General features: G+C 70.4%; 13 protein-coding genes. 8 read left to right on the top strand and 5 right to left on the bottom strand.

Annotated features, from left to right (window positions below; all coding sequences use genetic code 11):
• Positions 1–63: 63 nt before the first annotated feature.
• Positions 64–1,539, bottom strand: a complete 1,476-nt coding sequence (gene pdxR, locus G406_RS0103250) for a MocR-like pyridoxine biosynthesis transcription factor PdxR (RefSeq protein WP_245606986.1) — start codon at positions 1,537–1,539, stop codon at positions 64–66.
• 28 nt (positions 1,540–1,567) lie between these two features.
• Here pdxR and G406_RS0103245 point away from each other — a divergent pair, with 28 nt between their 5' ends.
• The 4 genes from G406_RS0103245 (at position 1,568) to G406_RS0103230 (ending at position 4,749) form a co-directional block, all read left to right on the top strand.
• A complete protein-coding gene (locus G406_RS0103245; RefSeq protein WP_028932689.1) occupies positions 1,568–2,392 on the top strand; it encodes a methyltransferase domain-containing protein in 825 nt (274 codons plus the stop codon).
• A gap of 179 nt (positions 2,393–2,571) precedes the next feature.
• Positions 2,572–3,477: a hypothetical protein gene (locus tag G406_RS0103240; protein WP_028932688.1), complete on the top strand. Its 906-nt coding sequence runs from the start codon at positions 2,572–2,574 to the stop codon at positions 3,475–3,477.
• A 133-nt stretch (positions 3,478–3,610) separates the two neighbouring features.
• Positions 3,611–4,279, top strand: coding sequence for a TetR/AcrR family transcriptional regulator (locus tag G406_RS0103235; RefSeq protein ID WP_051341406.1), 669 nt, complete (start codon positions 3,611–3,613; stop codon positions 4,277–4,279).
• Positions 4,280–4,503: 224 nt separating this feature from the next.
• Complete coding sequence (locus G406_RS0103230; protein WP_156934648.1) at positions 4,504–4,749, top strand: hypothetical protein; 246 nt, start codon at positions 4,504–4,506, stop codon at positions 4,747–4,749.
• Here the strand turns inward: G406_RS0103230 and G406_RS0103225 are convergent.
• A complete protein-coding gene (locus tag G406_RS0103225; RefSeq protein WP_028932685.1) occupies positions 4,746–5,897 on the bottom strand; it encodes an epoxide hydrolase family protein in 1,152 nt (383 codons plus the stop codon). The genes G406_RS0103230 and G406_RS0103225 overlap by 4 nt on opposite strands.
• 158 nt (positions 5,898–6,055) lie before the next feature.
• On the opposite strand from G406_RS0103225, the gene G406_RS0103220 reads away from it, so the two are divergent.
• The gene (locus G406_RS0103220; protein WP_051341404.1) at positions 6,056–7,135 is read left to right on the top strand and encodes an NADP-dependent oxidoreductase; all 1,080 of its coding nucleotides are present in this window, start codon (positions 6,056–6,058) and stop codon (positions 7,133–7,135) included.
• A gap of 266 nt (positions 7,136–7,401) precedes the next feature.
• Complete coding sequence (locus G406_RS0103215) at positions 7,402–7,677, top strand: hypothetical protein (RefSeq protein WP_028932683.1); 276 nt, start codon at positions 7,402–7,404, stop codon at positions 7,675–7,677.
• A gap of 85 nt (positions 7,678–7,762) precedes the next feature.
• Here G406_RS0103215 and G406_RS0103210 read toward each other — a convergent pair whose 3' ends face one another.
• A complete protein-coding gene (locus tag G406_RS0103210) occupies positions 7,763–9,019 on the bottom strand; it encodes a YncE family protein (RefSeq protein ID WP_028932682.1) in 1,257 nt (418 codons plus the stop codon).
• 157 nt (positions 9,020–9,176) lie between these two features.
• Here G406_RS0103210 and G406_RS44360 point away from each other — a divergent pair, with 157 nt between their 5' ends.
• Complete coding sequence (locus G406_RS44360) at positions 9,177–9,830, top strand: GntR family transcriptional regulator (protein ID WP_037075013.1); 654 nt, start codon at positions 9,177–9,179, stop codon at positions 9,828–9,830.
• A gap of 9 nt (positions 9,831–9,839) precedes the next feature.
• Here G406_RS44360 and G406_RS44355 read toward each other — a convergent pair whose 3' ends face one another.
• The gene (locus tag G406_RS44355) at positions 9,840–10,430 is read right to left on the bottom strand and encodes a TetR/AcrR family transcriptional regulator (RefSeq protein ID WP_037074710.1); all 591 of its coding nucleotides are present in this window, start codon (positions 10,428–10,430) and stop codon (positions 9,840–9,842) included.
• Between the two features lie 113 nt (positions 10,431–10,543).
• Here G406_RS44355 and G406_RS0103195 point away from each other — a divergent pair, with 113 nt between their 5' ends.
• Positions 10,544–11,338 (top strand): SDR family NAD(P)-dependent oxidoreductase, encoded by a 795-nt coding sequence (locus G406_RS0103195; RefSeq protein WP_028932681.1) that lies wholly within the window; start codon positions 10,544–10,546, stop codon positions 11,336–11,338.
• On the opposite strand, the gene G406_RS0103190 is transcribed toward G406_RS0103195, so the two are convergent.
• Positions 11,339–12,298: a GlxA family transcriptional regulator gene (locus tag G406_RS0103190; protein WP_037074708.1), complete on the bottom strand. Its 960-nt coding sequence runs from the start codon at positions 12,296–12,298 to the stop codon at positions 11,339–11,341.
• Between the last annotated feature and the right edge of the window lie 23 nt (positions 12,299–12,321).

Below are 12,321 nucleotides of genomic sequence, written 5' to 3'. Positions count from 1 at the left end.
GGCGGTGTTAACCCGGTGACCCCACCGGGTGAGTGTGTTCTGTGTTGCAGAAGAGCGGGACGGCTACCGGAGCGCGCCGAGCGTCGCGACGGCGTCGGCGATGTCGGTGGGAGTGCGGGCGCCGTAACCGAGGACCAGTCCCGGCGGTCCGGGGCGCTGGCGGTGCCAGGACAGGGGCTGCACCTTCACCCCGCTGGCGAGGGCGGCCTCGGCGAGCTCGACGTCGTCGGGGCCGGTGTCCCAGGTGACGGTCAGGTGCAGGCCCGCCGCGACGCCGTGCACGACCGCCCCGGGCAGGTGCTCGGCGATCGCGGCGGCCATGGCGTCACGGCGGCGCCGGTGGCGGGTGCGGACGAACCGCAGCTGGCGTTCCATCTCACCCGAGCGCATCAGGTGCGCGAGGACCAGCTGGGCCAGCACCGGGCTGCCGAGGTCGGTGAAGCGTTTGGCGCTCACCACGGCGTCGAAGTACTCCGGTGGGGCCAGCAGCCAGCCGATCCGCAGCGCCGGCGCGAGCCACTTCGACACGCTGCCCGCGTAGCAGATGCGTTCGGCGTACCTGGAACGCAACGCGGGCACGGGCGCCCGGCCGTACCGGTGCTCGGCGTCGTAGTCGTCCTCGACGATCACGCCACCCTCCTCGGCCCAGCGCAGCAGCTCGCGGCGTCGTTCGCCGTCGAGGACCACGCCGGTCGGGAACTGGTGCGCCGGGGTGAGCAGTGCGGCGGGTGCACCGGAGGCGCGGAGCTCCTCGACGTCGAGCCCGGCGGAGTCCACCGCGATCGGCGGCGTGGTGAGCCCCCAGTGGTTCAGGTGCTGGCGTGCGCCGAGCGAGCTCGGGTCCTCCACCGCGATCCGGTCGATGCCCTGGTCGCGGAACACCCGGGCGAACAGGGCGAGCGCCTGCGCGACCCCGGCGACGATGACCACCTCGGCGGGTTCGACGCGGATACCTCGGTTGCGGGCGAGCCAGGTGGCGACCTCGGCACGCAGCGCGGGGGCGCCCCGGGGGTCGCCGTAGCCGAAGTCGGCGGCCGAGAGCCCGTCCAGCACGGCCCGCTCGGCGCGCATCCAGGCGGCGCGCGGGAAGGCCGCCAGGTCGGGGACGCCCGGGGTCAGGTCGATCCGGGCGGGCGCCGCTCGTACGGCGTCGAAGACGTCGGCCTCGGGGGGCCCGGTGAACGGGTTCGAGGGGCGGACGGCTCGCGGGGTCGCCCGCGGCGGCCGGGTCCCGATCGGGGCGGCCACCACCGTCGTGCCGCCTCTGCCGTGCCCGGCGACGTGCCCGTCCTCGACGAGGCGCTGGTACGCCTCGGTGACCACGCCGCGCGATACCCGCAGGTCAGCGGCCAGGGTGCGGGTGGCGGGCAGAGTGGCGCCGATCGGTAGCCTGCCGTCCGCGATCGCCAGCCGAAGCTGTTCGGTGAGCCACTCGCAGCGGCCCCTCGGTGGGGCGTCGTCGATCGTCAGCTGGAGGAAGTCCGAGCCGCTCGGCGAGCTTATGGCCCTGCTCGGCGAGGTGTTTCTGGACCTGGTCACCGGTCCAGTGTGGCAGCAGCCTGGGCGCATGACCGCACTGAAAATCACCGATCCGTACGTGCACGGGTACTCCGACTCCGAGTCCCGCCGCCTCGGCGACCAGGCCGACACCCTTGCCGAGCTCCTGCACTCCGGTACGGCCTACCCCGCGGGAAGCCGGGTGCTCGAGGTCGGGTGCGGTGTCGGGGCACAGACCGTCCACCTAGTGGAGTCGAGCCCCGGTGCACGGATCGTGGCGGTGGACGTCGCCGAGGCCTCGCTGGCCAGGGCACGTGCCTCGGTCACCGCGCGGCACCCGGACGCCCTGGTGAGCTGGCACCGGGCGGACCTGCGGGAACTGCCGTTCGCCGACGCGACGTTCGATCATCTTTTTGTGTGCTTCGTGTTGGAGCACCTGGCGGCTCCCTCGGTCGCGCTGTCGGGACTGCGTCGGCTGCTGCGGCCGGGCGGCTCGATCACAGTGATCGAGGGTGACCACGGATCGGCGTTCTTCCACCCCGACAGCGCGGACGCCCGCGCGGTGATCGACTGCCAGGTGAGACTGCAGCGAGCCGACGGCGGCAACGCGCTCATCGGGCGCGAGCTGTACCCGCTGCTGGAGTCGGCCGGCTACCAGCGGGTGCGGGTCCGGCCGCGAACGGTCTACGCGGACGCCGGCCGTCCGGAGCTCGTCGAGGGCTTCACCCGCAACACGTTCATCGCCATGATCGAGTCGGTCCGGGAGCGGGCCTTGGCCGAGAACCTGACCGACAGTGAAACCTGGGCCAGGGGAGTGGCGGACCTCCACCGCACCACCGACCCCACAGGCACCTTCCACTACACCTTCACGAAGGCCCACGCCCACGCCCCCTGACTCCCACGCCCCCTGCCCTCTGGGCGCGCGGGCCCCAGGCCCGCGAGTCGGGCACCTCAGCACACCGAGTCGGGCGTGTGGGCACACGCATTCCCGCGATCTGTCCACACCGCGCCGACTTGTCCACAGCCGCGCGAGAAGCCGCCCCGCGATCCCGCGGAACGCGCGAACCTGGGCGAATGGACATTCCAGGCGGGCTGCACGGTGCGGTACTCCAGCGCGAGCTGATCGGCGCGATCGGTCGATATCCGGTGCGAGCGGCGCTACGTGACGGTGCGTTGCTCCGATTATGGGATCGCGTGCTCGTCGATACCGAGCGGGTTGCGGACCCGCGCACGCGAGCGTCGGCCGCACTGCTGCTGCACGGGCCGGATGCGGTCCTCTCCGGCCCGACCGGCGCGTGGCTCCACGGCTGCCAGTCGATCGACGAGGCCAACATTCATGTCCTCTTGCCCTACGGCCATCCGGGGCGGCGCCGGCCGGGCCTGATCGTCCACAACGGTTCGACGGCGGACGACGACGTCGTCGAGCTGGACGGTCTGCGATCGCTCGGTGCGATCCGGGTGACGTCCGACCTCCTGTGCACGGCGAGGCCGAGGGACGCCCTGGCGATCGCCGACCAGATGCTCGCGGCCCAGCCCGCCGAGTGGCGCGAGGAGTTCCGGGGGCAGGTCGCTCGCCGCATCAGCCGGCGGGCTGATCCGAGGGGGACGCGTCGCGGCGCGCGGTTGCTCGGGCTGGCGACCGGGCGGGCGGAGTCACCGCCGGAGAGCTGGTTGATGCTGGAGGTCGCCGAACTCGGATTTCCGCCGCCGGAGGCGAACTGGTCACTGCGGTCGCCGTCCGGAGCCGAGGTGTATCGGCTCGACCTCGCGTGGCCCGAGCAGCGGATCGCGGTCGAGTACCAGGGCTACGCCGTCCACGTCGAGCGCCAGGCTGAAGACCTCGCTCGCCTGGAGGATCTTCGGCGCCGGGGATGGATCGTCATCCTGGTGGCGCACGACGATCTGAAGAACAACCGACGGCTCGCGGCGGCGCTGCGCGAGGCTTTCGAGCGCCGTGGATTTCCGAGGCAGGCGTGCTGACGTGCCCGACTCGGTGTGTTCACACGCCCGACTCGCGGTGCTGGGGTGCCCGACTCGCGGGCCCGGGGGTGTGTGCGCGGGGGCGTTCGCAGAAATGGGGAGGAGTCCTCGGTTCTTTGGTAGTCTGGACGTCATGGTGATGACCGAGAGTGCGCCGCGGCTGCGTAAGGACGCGGAGCGGAATCGGCGGTTGCTGGTCGCGGCGGCGGTCGAGGTCTTCTCCGAGCAGGGGCTGCACGCCTCGCTCGACGAGATCGCCCGGCGTGCCGGAGTCGGCAACGCGACGCTGTACCGGCGTTTTCCCACTCGCGCCGACCTGTACGCGGCGGTGTACGCGGAGGGTGACGCGACGGTCCGGCGCCTGCAGGACGAGGTGCTGCGCATCCAGGACGCCTGGCTCGCGCTGGTCACCTACTTCGAGGGCGTCAGCATGCTCTCGGTGAGCAACCGCGCGCTGTGCGAGCTGATGATGACCGGCGGCTTCCCCGGGGCGCCCACGTTCACCGAGAAATGGCGCGAGGGCTCGAAGTTCATGGGCGAGCTGATCGGTCGTGCGCACGACCAGGGTGTGCTGCGGCCCGAGGTCACGGTCGAGGACGTCGGGATGGCACTCTGCTCGGTCCAGCAGATGATCCCGGCCGCCGGTTCGATCGCGCCGAACGCCTGGCGCAGGCACCTGGCGTTCACGCTGGACGGGCTTCGCGCTCGCGGGGTCGATGAACCGGGCACCCCGTCACTGACGGATGAAGAACTTCACGGACTGGTACAGCAGCTGTTCCTGCGAGACGGCGGCTTACGCTGACGGGTGATGGAGATCTTGGCCGCTGACCGAGCCTTGATCACTCAGGGTAAGTATTAAGGCGCGGCTAAGCTCGAAATACGCGACCGCTCACCCGGCCGTGTTGACCACTTGTCGACGCATCGCAATTTTTTCACGCTCGGGCGTCACCCGGAGTCTGACTGAGAGTTGGTACCCCATAGGCACCACTGATCTCAGGCTCAACGGGAGGGTCCCCGATCATGCTGATGGCCACGCTTCTGGCGCGCATGCCCGATCTCCGTCGCCGTGTCCAGGCCCAGCACGTCGCGGACCACTGGGGTTGCTGCAGTGAATGCGGCGGACGGGTGCAATGGCCGTGTGACCTGCACCAGATCGCGGTCGCGGCCGAGCGGCTCGCCCGGCGGCGCCCGCACGGCCCCTATTCCCAGCAGCGCCTGCCCGAGCCGCGCGCGCTCCGTCCGGTCACGAACCGAGGGTTCGCCGCGCGCTAGCGGTCCGCGGCCAGCGCGCCGATCGCCGCGCGTACCTCCTCGACGAACAGCGTCGGCTGCTCGAGCGCCGCGAAGTGGCCGCCCTTGTCGAGGCTGCCGTACCGGCGCAGGTCGATGAGCCGCGTGCGGGCCCACCGCTCGCTCACCTGGAGCAGCTCCTTCGGGAACCGGCTGTACGCCGAGGGCAGCGAGATCGGGTCGAAGGAGGTGAACGTCGCCTTCATGCTCTCCCAGTACAGCCGGGCCGACGACGTGGCGCTGTTGGTGAGCCAATAGATCATGACGTTGTCGAGCAGCTCGTCACGGGAGACCGCGTTCTCCGGGTGTCCCGCGCAGTCGGTCCAGGCATAGAACTTCTCCACGATCCAGGCCAGCTGCCCGACCGGGGAGTCGGCCAGCCCGTAACCGAGGGTCTGCGGCCTGGTCGACTGCTGGGTGGAGTAGCCGGCCTCCTGGTCGACGTAGTACTGCAGTCCGCCCAGCTGCTGCTCGTCCGGGGTGGGGTCGTCGAACCCGGCGACCTCCTGCGGGTTGGGCACCAGGAAGTTGAGGTGCACGCCGAGCAGTCCATCGGGCGGGTCGACGGCCAGCGCGGCCGTGACGAGCCCACCCCAGTCGCCGCCCTGGGCGTAGTAGCGCGGGTAGTCCAGGGCCTTCATGAGCTCGTCCCAGGTGGCGCCGATGCGCTCGATCCCGGTCCCGGGGCTGCCCGGCTTGTCGCTGAAGCCGTAGCCGGGAAGCGCCGGGATCACCAGGTGGAACGCGTCGGCCTCGGTGCCGCCGTGCGCGGTCGGGTCGGTGAGTGGCTCGATGACCTGGAGGAACTCCAGCACCGATCCGGGCCAGCCGTGGGTCAGCAGCAGCGGCCGGGCGTTCTCGTGGCGCGACCGGATGTGCAGGAAGTGCACCCCGAGGTCGCCGATCGTGGCGTGGAACTGAGGGAACGCGTTGAGTCTCGTGGCGAGGCGCCGCATGTCGTAGTCGCGTGCCCAGTACTCGGCGAGCTCGCGGACGTAGTCGAGCGGGATGCCCTGCGACCAGTCCTGGACGGTCTCCCGCTCGGGCCACCGGGTCCGGCCCAAGCGTTCACGCAGGTCGGTGATCTGCGCCTCGGCGATGTCGACGGTGAACTCTCGTATCTCGACCATGGAACGCAGTATCCGACGGAAGTCCGGCGGCCGCGCTTCACGATCGTGGCCTCGTCACGATCAACGGCCCGATCTTTGGTGTCCCGGACCGTGTCCGGGGGCGTGGTCCGCCGATAGCGTCCGGGTGCGCGCGATCCGACTACGGGAGAGGTACTGCGATGGAGCAGGTCGAGGAGACGCTGGCAGGCAAGACGAACCGGTGTTACCGGCTTCGTCAGCGGCCGACGGGGCGAGTGACGTCCGCCGACCTCGAGCTCGTCGAGGAGACCGTTCCGGAGCTGGCCGACGGGCAGGCGCTGGTGCGCAACCTGTACCTGTCGCTCGACCCGTCGAACCGCATCTGGATGAGCGAGATGCGCTCCTACCTGCCTCCCGTGCCGTTGGGCGAGGTCATGCGGGCGATCGGCATCGGCCAGATCGTCGCGTCGAGGCGGGAGGACTTCCCGGTCGGCGCGCTCGTCATGGGCTTCTCCGGGTTTCAGGAGTACGCCGTGCTGGACGACGCCACCGACCTGACGCCCTACACACGACTGCCGGAACCGACTCCGGCGCCGCTGCCGATGTTCCTCGGCGCACTCGGCCACACCGGCATCACCGCTTACCTCGGGATGCACGACATCGGTCGCCCCGAGCCCGGTGAGACGGTCTTCGTGTCGGCTGCCGCCGGAGCGGTGGGGTCGGTCGCGGGGCAGATCGCCAAGGCCAGGGGTGCCCGGGTCGTCGGGCTGGCCGGGTCGCCGGACAAGTGCGCCCACGTGGTGGAGGCGCTCGGCTTCGACGAGTGCGTGAACTACAAGGACCCGGCGTGGCGCGAGCTGCTCGCCGCCGCCGTCCCCGACGGCGTAGACGTGAACTTCGAGAACGTCGGCGGGCCGATCATGGACGAGGTGCTGCTGCACCTGAACATCGGCGCCCGGGTGGTGCTGTCCGGCATGATCTCCCAGTACGAGGCGTCCAGCGGTACCTCGACCTGGGCGGGCCAGCAGAGCATCGGCCAGCTCATCATGCAGCGCGCGTCGATGACCGGGTTCCTGGTGCTCGACCACGCAGAGCGTTTCCCGGAAGCCATCGAGTACCTCGCTGGCCTGCTCTCCGAAGGCAGGATGCGCTCCGACGAGACGATCGTCGAGGGCATCGAGAACGTGGTCGGAGCGATCAACCAGCTGTTCGAGGGCACCAGCACCGGCAAGCTCCTGTTGCACGTCGGTGATCCGGAGCTGGCGGTCCCCACCGGCTGAGCCGTCCGGTATCGCCGAGCGGATCACCCGACCGGTTAACGGCCGCGTGGCGCCGTAACGAATGCTTCGGGTGGGCCGATACAAAATGCCGAATTAATCGGATGCTCCGTTCCGGCACTTCTTGACCGATCTTCCCCGAATAAACCTGGACTACCGCTGAGAACGTCCTCATGATGTATCTGGTCCGGTAACACAAGGGGAGGATGAGGGTTATGAGGCAAGGGCGCAGAATTGGCTTTGCTCTGGCGGCATCCGGGGTTTCCGTCATGGCGATGCTGATCGGTGCACCGTCCGCTCTCGCGGCGACGGGGAGCCAGGTGGCCACGGTGCAGACGGCGTCCACCGCTGCCCAGGGTCTGGCTCCGATGCGACGCGAGGACTACGGACGGGGCTACCGCGACGGCATGCGCGAGGCCCGGCGGGACTGTCGGCCGCACCACGGCAACCGCATCTCGCGGAGCGACCGTGATTACGAGCGCGGTTTCCGTGACGGTTACAACGACGGCCTCGACCGCTTCTGTCGGTGGCATCACCGCCGCTGAGAAATGACATAGTCCGACCGACCGCCGCGAAATCCTCGAATCGAGGACTCCGCGGCGGTTTCGGTTGTCCGGAATGGGTCTCGCCCTATTGCGACTGCCTGTTGTCGGCGCCGAGCAGCACCATGTTCGTCGGTGCGCCGTCGACCTTCAGCGTGCGGGTCACGGCCAGTGAGTCGGCGGACAGCTCGGTGACCGTTCCGCGCGCCGGGTCGCTGACGAACACCTGCTTGCCGCTGACCTCCAGCTTCGGCCGGGGAACCGTGAACTCACCCGCCGCGCGGAACGGTTCGGTGAGCTTCACGACGGCCGCGACGGCGCCGGTGGTGGGGTCGATCTTGTGCAGCGTGCCGTCCTCGGTGACCGTCAGTACCGCCCCGCCGGCGGCGGGCGCCACGTCGAGCGCGGACGTTCCGGCGGGCAGCGGGACCTCGGTCATGGTCGAGGTCGCCAGGTCGAGCCGGACCAGGCCGGTCTCGGTGCTCAGCTTGCCGAGCACCGCCCGGCGTGACTTGTCGACCAGCAGTGAGAACGTGCGCCGGTCGCCTTCCGGGCCCAGCGGCCCGGCCGGGTAACCGACCTTGGCGAACTTCGCGCCAACGCCGCCCGGGGTCACGGTGAGGATTCCGTCGGCACAGGCGAACAGCACGGTCTCGTCCATCGCGGCCTCACCGTGCAGCTCCGGACAGTTCCGGCTCTCGGCGAGCACCGCGCCGGCCGGGTCCTTCAGCGCCACGCCGTTCGGGAGGTCCTCGGGGTTCGGCGCGGGCAGGCTGATCAGGTAGTTCGCTCCGAACGGCACCGCGACGCCGTGGTGCGGGCCGGTGCTGGACACGGCCACCGGGTTCAGCGGCCCCGTCGGCAGCGACTTGGCATCGAACACCTCGGCGCGCCCGTCGTTGTCGTAGAAGGCGGCGATCCGTCCGCCGTGCTCGACCAGGTGCGACGGTTTCGCGCCGTGCAGCGCGAGGTCGAGCTTCTTCGGCGGGAGTGCGTAGTGGTGGGAATGGTCGCCGTGCGACCTCGTCCATGCCCCGCCGTCGACGATCTCGACGACGTCGGCCTTGCCCTGGACGGCGAACGCGAACCGACCACCAGGGCTGGTGTGCAGGGCGGGCGGGGCGGCGTGTTCGAAGGTCGCCATCGTGGCACCGGTGTCGAGGTCCAGCAGGGTGCTGCGGCCCTGCGCGCCGTCGGCGACGAGCAGTCGGGTCACCGCACGGTCCGTCTCGCCCTCCGCACGGGGTTCCTCGCCGGGCGGTTGCCCCGTGGGCTGCCCCGCGCACCCGGCCAGCGTCACGGCGAGCGTGACGGTCAGCAACACGATCGGACGGATACGCGGCATGTCCCTGCCTCTCAGTGGTCGAGCATCGACCTCAGGAGGCTATCAGGAATGAAAACCGTTTTCGTTTGCTCGGCGAATATCGCGGAGGTACGCGCATCGCCAAAGGCTGGGCCGTGAGCGACAAGACCCGCCGGCACGGCCGGGGCAGGGTGTGCGGATGGCGGGCGAGGGCTCCATCGCGGATCGGGTGACCGGGCAGCTGCGTGACGCCATCGTGGCCGGCAGGCTCGGTCCCGGTTCGGAGTTCTCGATGCGGGAGATGGCGCAACGGTTCGAGGTGAGCTTCATCCCGGTACGCGAGGCGGTGCGCAGCCTGCAGGCGGAGGGGCTGGTAGTGATCCGGGGCGGTCGTCGCCCTGTGGTCGCTCCGCTCGACGCGCAGGATCTCTTCGGGGTGCATCGGCTGCGTCAGCTCATCGAGCCGGAGCTCGCCGCGCACGCCAGCCAGCTGTTGCACGCGGTGGATCTGGAACGTGCCGAGAGGCACCTCGCGCGTGCCGCGGACACCTCGTTGTCCGACGATGCGCGGTACACCGCGCATCGGGACTTCCATTCCGAGCTGTTGCGCCCGGCCCTCACTCCCTGGGACGACCGAGTGTTGCGGATGGCCTGGTACGCCGCCGAGCGCTGCGTGCGAGCCGGGCTCGCCACCTCGGACCGCCGGGCGCTGGAAGGCCACGTGGTGACCACTCACAGTGCGCTGCTGGCGACGTTCAGGTGCGGCGAACCGGACGCGGTGAGGGAGGTCGTGCGCGAGCACCTGCGGCAGAACCTGGACGCGGCGCTGCGCGGCGTCCCCCGATCCTTCTGAGGGTGCGGGTCAGACCACGGGGCGGCGCAGGCCGTTGATGACTTCGCGCAGGCTGATGTCGAGGTAGTCGATCCGGTCGGTCGCCTGCAGCATCGTCGCGCCGCCGGAGATCGCGGTGAGGATCTCCACGGCCGACGTGTCCGGGTCGATCCGGGCGTCGATCAGGCCGCCGTCGCGCAGTGCGCGCACGCCCTCGGCGACGTAGCCGTGCCACCGCTCGTACAGCTCGGTGATGATCGTGCGCACGGCCGGGTCCGCGAGGCCGAGCAGCGCGGTCAGTGCCGTCAGCGGGCAGCGACGGCGCTGCAGCTCGTATCGTTCGACGACCCGCTGTCGCCAGGCCTCCCACTGGTCCCAGGTCGTCAGATCGCCCAGCATGGGCTGTTGCTCGACGAGGACCTGCTCGGCCTCGTACCTCGCCACGGCGAGTAGCAGCTCGGCCTTGCCGTCCGGGAAGTAGTGGAACAGCTGGCTCTTGCTGGTCGAGGTGGCGGCCCGGATGTCGTCCAGACCTACGTTCGCCGGTCCATGTTCGCGCATCTGCTCGGCGGCCCCGACCACTATCCGGTGCCGGGTCGCCGCACCTTTGCGCGTCAACATCTGGTTTCGGCTCCCTCCGGGCGACGTGACCACGATAACGCACTCTGGACTTGACGGTCCATTATTTGAGGGAGAGTCTGGACTCATCGGTCCACTCTTTGGGAGAAGCAACCATGAAGCTCGGTCTTGAGGGCAAGCACGCACTCGTCACTGGTTCCAGCAACGGACTGGGCGCCGAGATCGCCCGGGTGCTGGCCGCCGAGGGTGCGGCGGTGATCGTGCACGGCAGGGACGCGCGCAGGGCCACCGACGTCGCCGTCGCGATCCGCGACGACGGGGGCGCGGCGTCGGTGGCGATCGGTGACCTGGCGACCGACGTCGGTGCCGACGCCGTCGCGGCGGCGATCGGCGACACCCCGATCGACATCCTCGTCAACAACCTGGGGATCTACGACCCGGAGGCGACGTGGTCGAGCACGTCGGCGGGCGACTGGCTCGACATCTACAACACCAACGTGGGATCGAGCGTGCGCATGATCCAGCGGTTCGTGCCCGGCATGCGCGGACGCGGCTGGGGTCGGGTCATCCAGATCAGCAGCGTCCTCGGCCAGCTGCCGGCCGCGAGCCAGCCGCACTACGCCGCGACCAACGCCGCCCGCAACAACCTCGCGGCGTCACTCGCGCACGAGCTGAAGGCGTCCGGCGTGACCTCGAACGCCGTCGCGGCGGGCGGCATCCTCACGACACCGGTGCGGGAGCTGCTGACCGGGCTGGCCCCGGCCAACGGGTGGGGTGAGGACTGGCCGGAGATCGAGCGCAACGCGGTCGCCGCGCTGGGACCCAACGACGTCGGTCGCATCGGTCGTCCCCGCGAGTACGCCGATCTCGTCGCGTTCCTGGCAAGCCCGCTGTCCGGATACCTCACCGGCGCGACCCTGCGCGCCGACGGGGGTTGGTACGACCACTGATCAGGCGGGCGCGCGGAACGCTCGTCGGTAGGTGGTCGGGGAGACCTGGACGGCGAGCTTGAACTCCCGCCGCAACGCCTGGACCGAACCGAACCCCACCGCCTCCGCGACCGCCTCGACGCTCAGATCGGAACCCTCCAGCAGCTCACGCGCGGTCTGGACCCGCTGCGCGGTCAACCACGAACCGGGCGAGCTGCCCAGCCGGGCGTGGAACAGCCGCTCCAGCGAGCGGCGGCTCATCGCGGACCGTTCCACCAGGTCCGCGACGCAGCGGACGTCACGGATGTCGGCGGCGGCGGTGCTGAGCAGCCCGCCGAGCCGGTCGTCGGCGGTGCTCAGCGGTGCGACGGCGGCGAACTGGGACTGGCCGCCGGACCGGTGCGGCGCCGTGACCAGCGACCGGGCGACCAGCGCGGCCGCGTCGGCGCCGTGGTCGCGGCGCACCAGGTGCAGGCAGCAGTCGATGGCCGCGGCGCTGCCCGCGGAGGTCACCACCGAACCGTCGTCGACGTAGAGCGGCGCCCGGTCGAGCACGACGTCTGGGAACCGCCGCGCGAAGTCGTCGGCGTAGCGCCAGTGGGTCACCGCGCGATGACCGTCGAGTAGCCCGGCCTCGGCGAGCGCGAACGCACCGAGGCACAGCCCGACGATCCGGGAGCCCCGGGTGTGGGCTTCGCGCAGCGCGTCGAGCAGCGAGCGGGGCACCGGGCGCACATCGATCGGCCAGGTCGGCACGATGACCATGTCCGCGTCCGCGACGTGCTCGGACAGGGCACACAGCCCGCCGAGGGTCAGCGGCTGGTTGGCCAGGTTCGTCTGCTCGGTCGCGGTACCGCAGGCGACCAGCTCGGTGTCCGGCCAGTCCGGCTCACCCGGATCGCGGCCCCAGACCCGCAGCGGAGTGGCGATCTCGAAGAGGCTGCCGTCCTCCGGCACCACGACGACGATCTTCTGACGCATAAAGATGGAGCGTAGCCAGCGTG

It is taken from the genome of Actinospineispora spinosispora DSM 44797 (assembly GCF_000429025.1).
In the GTDB taxonomy this organism is placed as follows: Bacteria; Actinomycetota; Actinomycetes; order Mycobacteriales; family Pseudonocardiaceae; genus Pseudonocardia; species Pseudonocardia spinosispora.
The sequence above is the reverse complement of the archived record's forward strand: the minus strand, read 5'-3'. Positions and strand labels throughout refer to the sequence as shown.